General features: G+C 35.9%; 10 protein-coding genes and 1 pseudogene. 4 read left to right on the top strand and 7 right to left on the bottom strand.

Annotated elements, in window-relative coordinates; translation table 11 throughout:
• Positions 1-389: 389 nt before the first annotated feature.
• Complete coding sequence (locus GQ594_RS06640; protein ID WP_160400262.1) at positions 390-1,286, top strand: DMT family transporter; 897 nt, start codon at positions 390-392, stop codon at positions 1,284-1,286.
• An 82-nt stretch (positions 1,287-1,368) separates the two neighbouring features.
• On the opposite strand, the gene GQ594_RS06635 is transcribed toward GQ594_RS06640, so the two are convergent.
• Positions 1,369-2,649 carry a virulence factor family protein gene (locus GQ594_RS06635; protein WP_160400263.1) on the bottom strand — a complete coding sequence of 427 codons (1,281 nt, stop codon included), beginning with the start codon at positions 2,647-2,649 and terminating at the stop codon, positions 1,369-1,371.
• A gap of 1 nt (position 2,650) precedes the next feature.
• Positions 2,651-5,254, bottom strand: a complete 2,604-nt coding sequence (mprF, locus tag GQ594_RS06630; protein ID WP_202112511.1) for a bifunctional lysylphosphatidylglycerol flippase/synthetase MprF — start codon at positions 5,252-5,254, stop codon at positions 2,651-2,653.
• Between the two features lie 428 nt (positions 5,255-5,682).
• On the opposite strand from mprF, the gene GQ594_RS06625 reads away from it, so the two are divergent.
• Entirely contained in the window at positions 5,683-7,101 is a 1,419-nt protein-coding gene (locus GQ594_RS06625; RefSeq protein WP_160411925.1) for a hypothetical protein, read from the top strand.
• Between the two features lie 29 nt (positions 7,102-7,130).
• The gene (locus GQ594_RS06620; RefSeq protein ID WP_160411926.1) at positions 7,131-7,793 is read left to right on the top strand and encodes an HD domain-containing protein; all 663 of its coding nucleotides are present in this window, start codon (positions 7,131-7,133) and stop codon (positions 7,791-7,793) included.
• Between the two features lie 106 nt (positions 7,794-7,899).
• Here GQ594_RS06620 and GQ594_RS06615 read toward each other — a convergent pair whose 3' ends face one another.
• The 5 genes from GQ594_RS06615 to GQ594_RS12460 form a co-directional block, all read right to left on the bottom strand.
• Complete coding sequence (locus tag GQ594_RS06615) at positions 7,900-8,823, bottom strand: AEC family transporter (protein WP_160411927.1); 924 nt, start codon at positions 8,821-8,823, stop codon at positions 7,900-7,902.
• A 25-nt stretch (positions 8,824-8,848) separates the two neighbouring features.
• Positions 8,849-11,503, bottom strand: coding sequence for a bifunctional uridylyltransferase/uridylyl-removing protein GlnD (glnD, locus tag GQ594_RS06610; RefSeq protein ID WP_160411928.1), 2,655 nt, complete (start codon positions 11,501-11,503; stop codon positions 8,849-8,851).
• Between the two features lie 179 nt (positions 11,504-11,682).
• Complete coding sequence (gene nrdB / locus GQ594_RS06605; protein ID WP_160411937.1) at positions 11,683-12,813, bottom strand: class Ia ribonucleoside-diphosphate reductase subunit beta; 1,131 nt, start codon at positions 12,811-12,813, stop codon at positions 11,683-11,685.
• Positions 12,814-12,944: 131 nt separating this feature from the next.
• Entirely contained in the window at positions 12,945-15,230 is a 2,286-nt protein-coding gene (gene nrdA, locus GQ594_RS06600; RefSeq protein WP_160411929.1) for a class 1a ribonucleoside-diphosphate reductase subunit alpha, read from the bottom strand.
• A 267-nt stretch (positions 15,231-15,497) separates the two neighbouring features.
• On the bottom strand, positions 15,498-15,857 hold the full coding sequence (locus GQ594_RS12460) for a helix-turn-helix domain-containing protein (RefSeq protein ID WP_160411930.1): 360 nt from the start codon (positions 15,855-15,857) through the stop codon (positions 15,498-15,500).
• A 274-nt stretch (positions 15,858-16,131) separates the two neighbouring features.
• On the opposite strand from GQ594_RS12460, the pseudogene GQ594_RS06590 reads away from it, so the two are divergent.
• Positions 16,132-16,510, top strand: a pseudogene (locus tag GQ594_RS06590) (hypothetical protein); the annotation flags it as partial.

Here is a 16,510-nt window from a genome sequence, read left to right as displayed (position 1 = left end):
ATAATTTTTTTAAATTTGAAAAAAATGAAAAAAATTATTTGTTAAAAATTATGATGTTAATTTAATTTTTGTTAAAAATTAAAAAATAAGTGAAATTAAATTGAACTTTTTGTCGTTTAGCTTGTCTATATTAACAGATTATGTTTTTCATTTTTTGCCCTCCACTCGAATATTCGAGTGGATTTTTTTTGCCTTGTGTTTAGTTAAAATAATTTGCACTTAGTTAAACAGGAATATAATATCTATTTTAATTATTAGCGTTATTTTTTGTTATCAATTCCTTCCATAATATTTTCTTTTTATGTTGAGTGGCTAATTCTAAAAATAAATACCAAGCAACACTGTGTGTTTTGGTGATGATTTTATTTATGTGAGCTTAGGGAGCTTTCATGTTATTTTCAAAAAGAACACAAGGGCATCTTATTGCACTGATGACAGTGTTTATTTGGGGCACAACCTTTATTGCGACTAAAATTTTATTAATTGATTTTAAGCCAATTGAAATTTTATTTTTTCGATTTAGTTTGGGTTATGTTGTTCTTTGGGTTTTATCACCACGGTTTTTTGCTTGGCAGGGTGTTAAGCAAGAGTTTATGTTTTTGTGCGCAGGGTTTTGTGGTGTCACTTGTTACTTTTTGTGTGAGAATATTGCATTAACCTATACAACGGCATCTAATGCTGGAATCATTACCACTTTAGCGCCAATATTTACTGCAATATTATCGATATTTTTTTTAAAGGTCGAAACACCGCCTAAGCGTTTTTATATTGGTTGTTTATTTGCCGTTGTTGGTGTTGGCTTAATTAGTTTTAATGGGCAGTTTGTACTTTCGCTCAATCCGCTTGGCGATTTGCTCACTATGTTAGCTTGTCTATTTTGGGCGTGCTATTCGATTTTAACAAAAAAAAGTAGTAATTATGGTTACAATACGATTTTGTTAACAAGACGATTCTTTTTTTATGGTTTGATGTTGATGTTTCCCGTGTTGTCTTTTCTGGATTTTGAATGGAATTTATCTCGTTTTACTTCTCCTGTTAACTTGCTCAATATATTATTTTTGGGTATTGGCGCTTCGGCAATTTGTTTTGCTTCTTGGAATTATGCTGTTAAATTAGTAGGTGCAGTTAAAATTAGTATTTATTTATATTTAGTGCCTATTCTTACCATTATTGCAGCTGTAGTTATTTTGAATGAACCTTTTACTTGGATTGCTGCTATGGGCACATTATTTACGCTTTGTGGTGTATTATTGTCAGAAGGTAAAATTCGCATAAAAAGACATTAATTTTAATACTTATAAAAATCCCCAAGGCACATGAGTGCCTTGGGATTGAAAACAGTTTTTATATTTAAGATGGTTAATTAAGTTATTGCGTCCTTTTGTCGATTGCATCCATAATAATTTGCCCAAGGTGTTGGTAATTTTCATCAAAATGGTGTCCACCAGGTAATTTGAATGCTTCACCTTTCATTTCAGGCTGTAAACATCCTGTTTCGTCTTTTTCTTCTTCACCATAAATGCAAAATAGTTTACCTGCTGGGATTTTGCTGATTTCTGGACCTGTTTTCATTTCATTACCTGATTGACCAAGCCAACCACTGATTTCGATTTCAAAATTAGCATCTTTTGAAAAGGCGATCATAACAATGGCTTGGATGCTATTTTGATCTGCCATTGGTAAACGGTTATAAAGTGACGGTAAAATGTCACCTCCAAATGAATATCCTGTAAGTACAAAATGGGTTGTTCCCCATTTTTCACGATATTGTTGCATTAAGTAAGCCAGATCTTTGGCACTACGCTCAACCGAACGGTGTTGCCAAAATAATTTTAATGCATCAACACCCACAACAGAATAACCGTGCGAAGCCATGTATTCGGCCGATACTTTATCTAAATCACGCCAACCGCCATCTCCCGAATAATAAAGCGTCACAGTATTTGGATGAACTTCTTTGATGGTTGCTGGTAATTCAATAACAGGCAGCTGCTCATGTTTTCCAAATAGAACTGATGCAAGATGCAGGCTTAATAATTCAACTGGTGATGCTTGATATTCGCCAATTGATGTAGTGACAGCGATTTTTTTTTGTTCCCGCGGAAAGACTGCCACCTCTTCTTCTGGTGGGTTGTTCCAAATTACTTGCCATGTTCCATGATTTGCTTGGGTTGGTAGTGGATCATTGCAGTCTTTATGGTCTAAAGTAAATTCTATTGATAATGCTTTTGCATCGTCACTTTGTTGTTCGGCCAACCATCGATAAGCAAAAGTAGCACCCTCACGCATTCCAGCAACAGCAAAATCAGACTCGTCTAATATTTTTACCGCTTGGTTAAATCGGTTTTGTTGTTCGGCACAACTTGCTTGTGGTTTTAGTTCAAATTGAACCAGCTTTGCTCCCATTTTTTTAGATAATTCTAACAGTTTTTGTTCTGTAAAATGATTTTCATTGGTCGCAATAATAATCGCTGCGGCTTCGGCTGTTTGTTTAGGCGTTGCTGATATGATCGAAAAATCATTGCTAATTGTTATCGTTTTTACTGATGCACTGCTTTGATTTTTTATCCAATGCCCCCCAAGAAAGGCGAGTAATGTTATGAGTATTAGGATTATTAGCAATAAAATATAGCGTAACAGTTTTTTCATATTATGATTTCTTACTTTTTTTAAGCCCAGTTATTCCACCTGAAATAAGCATGGTTGTGTCAATGATCGCAACTAAAGGATCAAGTCCTGCAGGAACGGCCATATAACGGGGTTCCCAATGTGTTGCAAACTTCTCTTTAAAACGGCGTAATCCTTGGAAATTATAAAAACGCCCACCGCGACGAAACACTAATGCTCCAAGTCTTTGAATCATCGGTGCGCCACGACGACGTTGCATACCTGCAAGTGGTACCATCCCTAAACTAAAGTATTTAAAGCCTTTTTCTTGATAGTGTAAAATCAAACCGACCATTAAAAATTCCATTGTTAATTTGGGGATATCTTGCACAACGCGCATTAAGTCGATACTGGCTGAATAGTTTTGATCTGTTTCTAACAGATTAACAAAAGCAATAATTCGCCCTTCATATTCAATAGCTGCGATTGTAAAATTATCTAAATACTGTTTAGAAAAAGCACCTAACGAAAATCTTTTTTCTTTTGAATTTTTATTTTTAAGCCAAGCATCAGATACCGCTTTTAGCTCATCAAGTGGTGCGGTTCCTGGTGGGTAGAATTTTAAAGAAAGACCATCGCGTTGACCACGATTCCATGTATAGCGAAGATCTTTATAATTTTTTGATGTTAAATCAAATATTTTTAAGTTAACTAATGCCTCTTCGCCAAGTTTAACTGTGCGTAAACCAATATCCATATAGAAAGGCAGATTGGCTGCTTTGACTTGATAAAACACTGGGCGCAGGTGATGTTCGTCACATAAATCACGAAACGACCAAATCAAATCAGCTTTTTCGGCGTTATCCCCTATTGGATCATAAAGGGCGACCATGCTTCGTCCACGTCTTGCGTACATAATAAATGCGGTTTCGTTAGCATTGAAAAGTAATGATTTATCCCCACTCATGGCAAGCCCACCTTCAGGCTGTTTTGAGCCTAAAATAATTTTTCTAGCCTTGCTAAGTTGTTCATTAGTTGGTGTGAGTAAAATGGGCAATGCAGGACGAAAAATCCAAAATAACATTACACAACTTAATAAAATAAAGCTCCCTAACGCTGCTCGTAATGCACGAGGAACTTTGCTATCTAACTCAAATTGCCACCATAATGAGTGGCTATAAGGTACATCTTGATAGATGAATAATATTACCCAAACAAAAAGGGCTATCATGCAAAAACAAATAGCAAAGAAATTAAACGAAAATGGAATGACAATTAAGCGACTTTTTCGATAAAAGGCGTGCTTAAAATGGATTAATAAAATGGCAACAAATAATAGTACACCGGCTTCTATCCAGTGTAATCCTCGTAGTAATGAAAGCATACTGCCAATCAGTAATAATATGACTGATACGCCCCACGCTGAAAATAATCGTCGGCGAAGTCCCATTGCAAGTAATAAAAATAAAATACCAATTAAGCTGGCACTTAGATGTGCAATATTGATTACTTTTTCGGGAATGAGCGAGGCAACTAATTTTCGGTTAAAACCAGGTAAGACACTTGAAAACATCATTACAACACCAGCAAAAAATACTGTCACAGCCATGACACTAGCTGCAATGCCTGTTTCTGTTTGTTTAGCTTGTGGCGCAGATAAAAAGTTTTTTCCCTCGTTTGCAAGCAATAAAATAGTGGCAGGAATGAGGGGGATTAATATATAAATAATACGATAAATAACCAGTGCAACGGTTAATGATGCAGTACCAATTTCTGAAGATAATGCCGCTAGTATAATGGCTTCAAATACCCCCACACCGCCAGGTACATGGCTTAATACGCCCGCAACTAATGCGAGGATATAAATCATAATAAAAGTGAAAAAATTGGGTTGCACTGGCAATAAAAAATAAAGGATAGCACCGGCGAAAATGGCATCAAATAGCGTGATAACAAGCTGACAGCTTGCTAAGCGTATGTTAGGTAAACGGATTGTCCAACGAAATAATTTAAATAATTGGGTGTCTTTATTTGGTTTTTCTGGCAATTGATGACAATATAAAAAAACGAGTAATAAGGCATAGATGCTAAATACAGTGCCGGCTGTTAACCATATGCTATTTTTGGTCATATGGAGAGCTAACATGGTTTGATGAGTGTCAATAAGAGCGGCGATTGCTGCAAATAATGGTAATGAAAATCCTAATGATAATGTCACAAAAAATGACATCCTAGCCACATCAATGGTAGTTAAACCTTGTTTAAAATAAAGCCTGCACCGCACTGCACCGCCAGATAATGCTGATAGTCCGATTGCATTACCAATGGCCGAAGCACAAATTCCACCACTAATAATCGTTGTGGGTTTTAATTTAACACCTGCATAACGAGCTGCAGACCATTCGTAACAGATTAGCATCAGATAGCTACCTATCGCAGATAAACAAGAAAATAAAATTGCGTTAGTCGAAAGATGATGAAACGATTTTTTTAAATCGTTCAAATTAATTGCTTTTAATAAATGCCAACAAATAATTAATGCAATAAAAAAAATAGATAGCCCAAGTAATAAAGCTAAACGTTGGCGGTATCGAGTGAAGAGTTCAATGAACTGCCATGGCAAAACTTTGCGTACTAATGTTTTCACTAAGTAAACTCCAAAATTTGCTTTAATGATGCTTTATTTCTGCGCATTCTACCCCCCCAATGTATTGAAAACAATCCGCAAGAAAATAAAAAATATATAAAAAAGGTATTAATCTTGATTGCTGACGATTAAAACAATATGATTGTTTTGTACACACAAGATCAAGATTAAGCAGTCATAAAATGTGGAATATTCACCTTATAATATTTTGTTATTCATTTAATTATTGGGTAATGGTTGTTATTTATTTTTATTAATAGATTGAATAAAAATTGATCTAACAAGGTTTTTTTATGCTAAAATGGTATAGATATGATTTATTGTAATTGTATTTGATTGCTTTTTATCACGTTAAAATCAAGTAACGCCTCTTTTTTGAAAAGACAAATTGCGTAATGAGAATAGGAAAATGTCGAGTTTGCAATAAAATGAAAATAACGTTAATCAAAAAAAATAAAATCCAGCTAGATAATCCACTAAAAAGTCGTCATATATTTATTAAATCAATGTTACCGTTATGTTGTTTAATGGCATGTAGCTATCCGTTATTTGCAGATTTGTCTGTAGTAATGTCTGCCACAACGACAGAAACAATACAGGGTTCAGCTCCTTATTTGACGTTTGATGGTGGAGTAACTCGATCTAGAAATACAGACAAATTTTTAGATATTGAACTGCCCGATGGTAGTGTGTTTACAAAGGAAAATAACCCGTCATCGCCGTCCAATCCAATACCACTGCCGAGTGATGGGATAAAGCTTGGTGATATTAAAACACTTATTCCGCCAGGGCAACAAGCAATTTCAATGACTGATTTGCTCAATAATAATGGTTTTTGGGCAGATAAAGACGGTGATGGTGATATCACTGCAACGGGCAATTTAACCATTATTGGTCGAGATGCGAATAACAACGAAATGCATCTAAATGATGCTTTTTTGGATTGCAATGCACCGTATCGTATTACTGTGCAGAATGATAACAGCATCTTATCGACCGCTTATGGTATTCCTAATTCAACTTCAATATCGTTTAATAGTGCCACCTATTATCTTAATCCTCCAAAAGGGGCTTGTACTTATTCGGTAAAGCCTAATTTGTATCTAAGTGATAGTCGTCGAAGAAATTGGGGTGGAACAAATTATTCAGGCCCACCGAACGAGTGGGATGATGCCAAAGGCTTTAGACGCCAAGATTTGAATAACCCTGCTTCGAATTTTCCAACGATGGGGGCATATGCGCTATTTTTTACTATGGATATGATAGATACCTTAGGTAGCGAGATGACTTATGATAAGATACCGTCGACATCAGGTATTGATCTCAATATAACGGGTAATGGCAGTATAGCCAAGATTAAATTAGTTGGGCCAAAAGAGGGTGCTAGTGCAGCCGAGGCCGCAACAGCGGTGCCAACCACGTTTATATTATATTCAGATAGAGCGAAAACCAATAAAGTGTATAGTTTTACTATTCAAAAATGGTTTATAGCAATAAAGGCTAATGGGGGAAGTTATGCTGATGCGGAACAATACTGTCATAATTTAGGGTATCAATTACCTACCATTAACCAACTAACGAATGCTAATTCACAATATTGGAATCAAGGTTTAGCGGGTCAAGGTAATAATTATCAACGTCGCATTGGTGGCGGATTACTTGCTGAATGGGGCGAAACGATTGATGTGGATGCTCCTCACGGCTATCCTGATAGCAATTTCGAATCCAATCAGGTTTATTGGACGCAAAATACATATCAAGCCGAAAGACTTTATGCTCTTTCGGTATATTCTAATATGGGAGGTGTTGGCATTTGGCAATACGGGAAAACTGTTTGTGTAAATTAAATCAGCAAAATCAGGTTAAGAACGATAATATGAATAATCCACTTACTCAGACACAACAAAATGTGATTCAATCTATACGAGGTTTTGTTAAGCAGAAACTTGCCAATGACTTTACAGGCCATGATATAGCTCATATTGAGCGAGTAGTAAGATTGGCTGAGCAGATTTTACAGCATGAACCTAAAGCTAACCGCTTTATTGTGATTGTGAGTGCTTATTTACACGATGTTATTGACGACAAAGTGGTTGACGATGTTAACCAAGCTATTACAGAACTACGTCAGTATTTAATATCGCTGGCTTTGACTGATAACGAAATTGAGCTAGTTTTTGCTATTATCGAAAACATGTCATATCGAAAAAATCTTTCAAATAAAAAAACGTTATCGCTTGAAGGGCAAATTGTACAGGATGCTGACCGTTTAGACGCCTTAGGGGCAATTGGTATTGGGCGAACTTTCTATTATGGTGGAAATAAACATAATATGATGCACGATCCATCAATTCCACCAAGAACATCAATGAATGAACAGAGCTATAAGCAACCTAATACTGTTATTAATCACTTTTACGAAAAACTTTTTTTGCTTAAAGATATAATGAATACACAAACTGCTAAAAAAATGGCTGAACAGCGACATCACTTTTTAGTTCAATTTGTCGCCCAGTTTGAAAAAGAGTGGGGGGGGTGACAGTTGATTATTAATTTAATTTTTGATACTTATATTAAGTAAGTAGGCATTGACTAACTTAGAAACCAACTTTAATCGGTCTTAAGATAGTTATACCTTTTCACGGTTAAAAAGGTACTGGTGCACCAACAAGCCACAACACAATGGGTAATGTCATTAAGCTTAATAGCGTACTAAAAAAGGTAGCACTTGATACCAGTTCGGGTTTTGTATCAAACTGTACTGACATTAGTGTCGTATTGGCTGCACTTGGCATAGCAGCTAACACAATCAGTACTTGTTTATAAACAGGTTCTATTGGCATAAAATAGACCATACAAAGCGCCACAATAGGTGAAATCGCCATACGATTTATTAAGGCAAACGAAAGTTTAGGATAATCGAGTTGTTTGATCCTTATTTTGGCTAGTTGCATACCTAAAATAATCATGATCACCACAATCGAAGCATCCCCAACCATTCCAATTGAAGTCATAATCGATTTAGATAAAGGAATATGACATAGCTGAAATATTATTCCTAATAAAGCCCCATAAGCAACGGGCATACGTATCACTTTATTGATGACATCTTTTTGACTACTGATATCTTCACGAGCACTTCCTTTTGCTGCGTAGTAAATACCAACAGTGCTCATAACAAACTGCTGCAATACCATCATAATGACACCTAAATCAAACCCGATGGCACCAAAAAAGACTAAAAGTACTGGTGTGCCATAATTTCCATTATTCATAAAACACGAGCTTAAAATCATGGCACATCGCTCTTTATCAGAATATTTCATTATCAGCGACCAAATTGAAACGATCATAACTAATGAAAAGCACAAACCAAAAATATAAGCAATATAAAATAGATAATCGGTGGTTAAGGTGTGGGTATAAAATATTTTAAAAGCCAAAAAAGGTGACAGGACATAAAGTGACATTGTTGATAAGTTAGCAACATCAAGCTTTAAGGCCTTTTGAGCAATAAATCCTACAATAAAAATACAAAAAATTGGAAATAAAATAATAAAAAATTGCATAAGTTATATCTTTTGGTTAATTTTATTAATTCATTGAATCAAGAGCAATAATGATTGATTCACGAAGTTTTTGACAAGTATTATCATCAAGCGCTTGGTTGTGTTTGTTGGTTAAAATAAACAGATCTTCAATATGTTCGCCAATAGTTGCAATTTTTGCACTGCGTAATGATAAGTCTAAGTTAGCGAATATTTCGCCCACACAAGCAAGCAATCCCGGTCTATCAAGTGCAATAAGTTCCATATAAGTTTGGCTGTCATTGAAAGCAGACAGAAAGTTAACTTGAGTTGGTACTAAAAACGATCGCAGCCGTTGTTTAGGTGGTTTAATAGTTACAGCTTTATAAACAGGTTGTTGTAATGCTTTATTAAGTGCACTTATTAGGCCTTGATTTCGATCTTCTTGCAGTGTTTGTCCGTTAGGATCTAATACAATAAAAGTATCAAGCGCAAACCCTTTTTTATTTGTAATGATAAGTGCATCGTGAATCGTTAAATTATGCATACTTAATATATTACAGACAGTTGCAAATAAGTAAGGTCTATCTGGAGAATAAATAAAAATCTCACTACCACCATGATACGGGTTTGGGTTTATCGCAACCTGTGTTTTAGTTAAATCATGTTGTAATAAAAGTTGTGCATGCCATACAATTTGTTCTTTTGTATAACGAAGAAAATAATCAACACGATAGCTTTGCCAAAAAGCTTTAATCGTTTGTTCATCATAATTTTGCTTAACTAAAATTGCTAATGCTTCTTGTTTATTTTGTCGTGCGATGCTTCGCTGTTCAGGAATTTGGCGAATACCTGAATCAAAAGAGTTTTTAGCACTAAAATAGAGTTCGCGCATTAAACTTTGTTTCCAACTATTCCAAAGCGTTTCATTCGTTGCACAGACATCGGCGACGGTTAGACAAAGCAAATACTGCAAACGGCGTTTGCTTTTGACAATTTGAATAAACTCATTGATAACCGCAGGATCTTGTAAATCGCGGCTTTGTGCCGTTACCGACATTAATAGATGATAACGCACTAACCAAATAATTAAGTCGGTATCTTTGGTTTCTAGTTCATGTAATTGACAAAATTCTTCAACTAGATGCGCGCCAATTTCGGAATGATCACCATGCCTACCTTTACCAATATCATGAAATAACCCAGTAATGACTAATAATTCAGGTTTAGACAATTTAGCAAAGACATTTGCGCTATTGGGGTGTTTTTGTTTGCCGTTTTCGGTTTTTAAACTATCGAGTTCAAGTAGTAAACGGATGGTATGTTCATCAACAGTATATGCATGAAATAGGTCAAATTGCATCATACCAGATATCTGTTTCCAACCCGGAATATAAACCGAAAGTATGCCATATTTATGCATTGGTAAAATGGCTTTTTCAATTGCATCAGGGTGTTTGATGATCAACATAAACAGCGATCTTGCTTTGGCATTTTCACAAAGTAAATTAGTGAGTAAACGTCTTGCTGAACGCAATTGCCTAATGGTATTTGAATAAAGACCGATAACTTGAGGATTAAGCAACATTGTATAAAAAAGATGCATAATCATAACAGGATCTTTTTTAAAGATCTCATCATCTTTTACATCAATGAGCTTGTCGCGAATTTGAAAATGCTCATCAATATCATAAGGTTTATTTTTCGAATTATGCTCAAGAATAGATTCATAAAACAGCTGTAATAGCATTTGATTTAGTTCGGTAATATTGTGTGCAACGCGATAATAATCGTGCATCATCTTTTCAACAGGCGCATTCCCTTCGCCTTTATAGCCTAACATTTTGGCAATGCTTAACTGACGATCAAATAGTAGACGATTATCATAACGTGTTATCACACAATGAAGCGCAAAACGTATGCGCCATAAAAATTTACGACACGTTTTAAAGTCCTCAATATCTTCAGGCGTTAAATAGTTGAAGTCTGCTATTTTTTGCAAAAACTCACCGCCAAAATGGCGGATCGCTATCCACTGAATGATTTGCATATCTCGCAAACCACCAGGGCTATTTTTCAAATCGGGTTCTAAATTATAAGAGGTGCTATGATATTGTTTGTGACGATCTTGTTGTTCTTGTACTTTGGCTTTATAAAATTCTCGAGATGGCCAGATTTTATCGCTAAAAATCTGTTTATGTAATTCATCTAATAGTAATTGATTGCCAGAAATAAGCCTTGACTCAATCAAATTGGTCATAATTGATATATCGTTTTTTGCTTCTTGTAGGCAGATCCTTAATGTTCTAACACTATGCCCTATATCTAAATGTAGGTCCCATAATAAACGGACTAAATCACCAATCTGTTTTTCAATTTCCTTGGTTAAAGGGTAATCGCTGAGAATCAAAATATCAATATCTGATAATGGATGCAATTCAGCCCGACCATAACCGCCAACCGCTACCAACGCAATACGATTACGTTTAAAAAAAGAGGAAACATGTTTAGGAATTTGGTAAAAGCCCCATAAACGTTCAAGCAAATGATCAATAAATTCACTACGTAAATGCACGAGTGTATCAATATCAACCTGTTGCTCAAATTGCACCATAGACCATTGTTGGAATGCTTCAAGCTGCTGTTTTAGATAAGGAATATTTATTTGTTCATCACTAAAATGAAGCGGTGATACAGGGTAACATAAATGCGTTCTTGTCATGGACATATTATCAAATTAAGACAATTCAATAGCCATATCGTTACCCGATTTTCAATGAGTGTCAAGTTAGCGTTAGAATAAGATGATGATTTGTTACTGAACATTAACATAAAAAAGGAACAGTTGATCTGTTCCTTAGGTAAATAGGTTTAAGGTAATGATTAGGCTTTAGTATAAATCTATAAGGTAAAATCGCTTAAATCATCCTCATTCATTTCAGCATCAATTTGCCCAACTAAGTAAGAGCTCATTTCGGCTTCTTGTGGCGCAACTTGTACGTTGTCAGATACCAGCCAATTGTTGATCCATGGAATTGGATTAGATTTTGCTTCAAATGGTAATTTTAGCCCAACTGCTTGCATGCGGATATTGGTAATGTATTCGACATATTGGCATAAAATATCTTTATTTAAACCAATCATTGAACCACCTTCAAACAGGTATTCTGCCCACTCTTTTTCTTGATTTGCTGCTTGCAAAAAGAGGTCATAACACTCTTGTTCACACTCTTTGGCAATTTCAGCCATTTCGGGATCGTCTTCACCACTGCGTAGTGTGTTAATCATAAATTGTGTGCCAGTTAAATGTAGGGCTTCGTCGCGGGCAATAAGCTTGATAATTTTTGCGTTACCTTCCATGAGTTCACGTTCGGCAAATGCAAATGAGCAAGCAAAACTGACATAAAAACGAATCGCTTCAAGCGCATTAACACTCATTAAGCAAAGGTAAAGTTTCTTTTTAAGTTCACGTAAATTAATCGAAACAGTGCGATTATTAATGTTATGTTTGCCCTCGCCAAATAAATTATAATAGCTTGCGTAGCTAATTAAATCATCATAATAACCTGCAATATCACCAGCTCTTTTTTGGATCTCTTTATTGGTGACGATATCATCGAAAACCACAGAAGGATCGTTAACAATATTACGAATAATATGTGTATAAGAGCGGGAATGAATCGTTTCTGAAAATGACCACGTTTCTACCCATGTTTCAAGTTCAGGAATTGAAATAAGCGGAAGTAGTGCCACATTAGGGCTACGGCCTTGGATTGAATCGAGTAACGTTTGATATTTTAAATTACTGATAAAAATATGTTTTTCATGTTCTGGTAAAGCGGCATAATCGATGCGATCTTGTGAGATATCCACTTCTTCAGGGCGCCAAAAAAAGGACAGTTGTTTTTCAATTAATTTTTCAAACATTTCGTATTTTTGTTGATCATAACGTGCAACATTGACCGATTGACCAAGGAACATCGGTTCTTTTAATTGGTTATTATGGACTTGCGAAAAAGTGCTATAATTCATACTCATAAAAACTCCTAACAGATTTGTTTGCTTTTCGTTACCCTAAAGTAGTAAAAAGAAAGGATCTGAGAGGGAGTCATTCACTCCCTCATTATGTTATTGTAAAATTAGCGTGTTATCTAAAATTGCTATTAGATTTTACACGCTCCTCCTTCACAGCCACCCTCACTATCAGCAAGTGCAATATCACCTTGAAGATCTTCTGCACCATCACGGGTATTATGATAATAGAGTGTTTTTACCCCAAATTTATAAGCTGTTAGTAAATCAGCTAATAGTTGTTTCATTGGCACTTTATCATTCGGAAATTTGGTTGGATCGTAATTGGTATTGGCCGAAATAGATTGGTCAATAAACTTTTGCATAATGCCAACTAAGTGTAAATAACCTGTGTTATTTGGAATTTGCCAAAGCAATTCATAAAAGTTTTTAAGATGATTATAATCAGGAACGACTTGTCTTAAAATGCCGTCTTTAGATGCCTTGACACTCACAAAACCTCGTGGTGGTTCAATGCCATTGGTTGCATTTGAAATTTGTGATGATGTTTCTGATGGCATTAAAGCTGATAGTGTTGAATTGCGTAAACCATGAGTTTTAATGGATTCACGGAGTGACTCCCAGTCATAATGCAATGGCTCTTTAGTAATGGTATCTAAATCTTTTTTATATGTATCAATTGGTAAAATGCCTTGCGAATACGTTGTCTCATTAAATAATGGACAAGCGCCTTTTTCTTTGGCTAAGTTATTTGATGCTTTTAGTAAATAATATTGCATTGCTTCAAAGGTGCGGTGTGTTAGATTATTGGCACTACCGTCGGAATATTTCACACCATGTTTAGCTAAATAATAGGCATAATTGATAACACCAACCCCCAAAGTACGACGATTAATTGATGAATTTTTAGCTGCAGGTACAGGGTAGTCTTGATAATCAAGTAAGGAATCAAGGGCGCGAACCGTTAAGTCAGCCAATTCCTCAAAATCGTCTAGTGATTCAATTTCACCTAAATTAAAGGCTGATAATGTACATAGCGCAATTTCACCATTTTCATCATTAATATTATAAAGTGGCTTAGTAGGCAATGCGATTTCCATGCATAAATTAGATTGGTGCACTGGCGCAAGTTCAGCATTGAATGGGCTATGTGTATTACAGTGATCAACATTCTGGATATAAATACGTCCTGTTGAAGCACGCTCTTGCATTAATAAGGCAAATAATTCAATCGCTTTAACTTCACGTTTACGAATATTGGCATCTTGCTCATATTGACGATAAAGCGCTTCAAATTTATCTTGATCGGCAAAAAACGCATCATAAAGCCCAGGTACATCAGACGGACTAAATAGAGTAATATTTTCGTTTTTGATTAAACGTTGATACATCAGCTTATTGATTTGTACGCCGTAGTCTAAATGACGAACTCGGTTTTCTTCTACACCGCGGTTATTGCGTAATACGAGCAGGCTTTCCACTTCTAAATGCCAAAGTGGATAAAATACCGTAGCAGCACCACCCCGAACTCCGCCTTGTGAACAAGATTTTACAGCAGTTTGGAAATATTTATAAAATGGAATACAGCCAGTATGGAATGCTTCGCCACCACGAATTGAACTTCCTAACGCTCGTATGCGCCCAGCATTGATCCCAATTCCTGCACGCTGTGATACGTATTTAACAATGGCACTTGCCGTTGCATTAATTGAATCTAAGCTATCATCACACTCAATTAACACGCAAGAACTAAATTGACGGGTAGGGGTACGAACTCCTGCCATAATGGGTGTCGGCAGCGAAATTTTGAAGGTAGAAACCGCATCATAAAAACGTTTGATATAGCTCAATCGAGTCTCTTTCGGGTAATTGGCAAAAAGACAAGCGGCAACTAAAATATATAAAAACTGTGCGCTTTCGTATATCTCACCTGTAACACGATTTTGTACTAAATATTTACCTTCAAGCTGTTTAACAGCAGCGTACGAAAAAGACATATCTCGCCAATGATCAATAATCTTATCCATTTGTTCAAAATCTTCTTGAGTATAATCTTCAAGCAGATGTTTATCGTATCGTTTGCTTGCTACTAATTTCTTAACATGTTCATAAAGTGGCGGTGGTGTAAACTGGTTATAGGCTTTTTTGCGCAAATGGAAAATAGCTAAACGTGCGGCTAAATATTGGTAATCGGGTGTTTCTTGCGAAATAAGATCTGCGGCTGCACGAATAATCGTTTCATGAATATCGGAAGTACGAATACCATCATAAAATTGAATATGAGAACGTAATTCAACTTGTGACACCGAGACATTGTCTAGTCCTTCAGCCGCCCAAGTAATAACTTTGTGGATTTTATCAAGATTGATGGGTTCCTTTTTGCCATCTCGTTTGGTTACTAGTATTGATTTATTCATTCTTTCTATCCAATTGTTTAAATACGTTGGGGAGTATGATAATTGATATTTATCAAAATATACAATATGTAGTACCTATCAATCAAATACGTCACTATATATGGTGTTTTTATTAATCAATAATTGAAATTTATTAATTAAAATCAAGCATTATTGGTTTTAATCACTAACGATATTCTTGCGCAAAAGGGAGGTTGTCTTTGTTGTAAGGGATTTGATAATAATTTAGCAGTTAAGTTTGTTGATAAATAACGTGTTGATTAAAAACTAGATTCCACCATGAAGTGCAATTCGTCTTAGCTCCTTAGAATAAAAGGAGACGGGGCTTTTAAACTTATGCCGTTTTCTTGGGCGTTGTTTAATTGGCCGTTTATATCGGCGGTCTCCTTCTTTAATGTTCGGCGCCTTGCAATGCCGATAAGCTTTGCCTTTTCGCCTTTTCCTAGCGAGTGTTACCGCCTCATGTGCTTGATAGGTTTGATTAGGTTTTGAGTTTCTTTTTATCTCTCGACTTATTGTCGAAGGATGTCTATTGAGTAGCTGGGCTATCTCTTTTTTATTCTTTCCGGCTTGTAATAATACGAAAATCTGGTATCTTTCCTTCCTAGAAAGGTGATTATAATACATAGCAATCTCCAAACTGTGGTGGTGCGAAGGGGCTAGTATAAATCACCTTTCTACTTTCTTCACTCCACCGTGTTTAAAATTGCACTTCATGTTTGAATCCAGGTTTAATCAATATAAATTAGTTATATTAATCAAAGGTATTTTAAAAGTAAGGGTTAAAATTAATGCCAAAATCGCTTATAATTTGTTTTTTTATGTTGTTGCGTGTAAAACCACAGTAGTAGTGTAAGTGGCTAATAAATAATAATATTAAACTGAAAAAGGAAAGGAAAACATGGCAAACAAGTTTGACCGTTTGGTTGACAAGTTAGGTGGGGGACTGGTTAATGGGTTAATTGATGGGTTGAAAAGTGTGAGCCATAATCGGTATACGCTAACAGTGGAGGGGCTGGGTTCACCGGTGTCGGTGTTGCAGGTCAAAGGCGATGAGCCACTCAATCGACCCTGGCATTATACGATAACCTTCACCAGTCCTGATAAAGCCCTGTCCCTTGATTCCCTCCTTAACCAACATGCCACTTTCTCATTTAATCCAGTTATCAATAAGCCCTTAACCACCGCCATACGTTCATTAAGTGATTTACCCACGGTCAGTGATGCTCGCAGACTTCATGGGGTGATTACGGCCTTTAGTCAGCTATCGGTCAGTAAAG

It is taken from the genome of Gilliamella sp. Pra-s52, from assembly GCF_009795805.1.
Classification (GTDB): domain Bacteria; phylum Pseudomonadota; class Gammaproteobacteria; order Enterobacterales; family Orbaceae; genus Gilliamella.
Note: the sequence above shows the minus strand (reverse complement) of the source record. Positions and strands in the feature narration are given on the sequence as shown.

Coding starts and splice junctions, on each gene's coding strand:
- GQ594_RS06640 (WP_160400262.1), top strand. CDS start 390: ATGTTATTTTCAAAAAGAACACAAGGGCATCTTATTGCACTGATGACA.
- GQ594_RS06635 (WP_160400263.1), bottom strand. CDS start 2,649: ATGAAAAAACTGTTACGCTATATTTTATTGCTAATAATCCTAATACTC.
- GQ594_RS06625 (WP_160411925.1), top strand. CDS start 5,683: ATGAAAATAACGTTAATCAAAAAAAATAAAATCCAGCTAGATAATCCA.
- GQ594_RS06620 (WP_160411926.1), top strand. CDS start 7,131: ATGAATAATCCACTTACTCAGACACAACAAAATGTGATTCAATCTATA.
- GQ594_RS06615 (WP_160411927.1), bottom strand. CDS start 8,823: ATGCAATTTTTTATTATTTTATTTCCAATTTTTTGTATTTTTATTGTA.
- glnD (WP_160411928.1), bottom strand. CDS start 11,503: ATGACAAGAACGCATTTATGTTACCCTGTATCACCGCTTCATTTTAGT.
- nrdB (WP_160411937.1), bottom strand. CDS start 12,813: ATGAATTATAGCACTTTTTCGCAAGTCCATAATAACCAATTAAAAGAA.
- nrdA (WP_160411929.1), bottom strand. CDS start 15,230: ATGAATAAATCAATACTAGTAACCAAACGAGATGGCAAAAAGGAACCC.
- GQ594_RS12460 (WP_160411930.1), bottom strand. CDS start 15,857: ATGTATTATAATCACCTTTCTAGGAAGGAAAGATACCAGATTTTCGTA.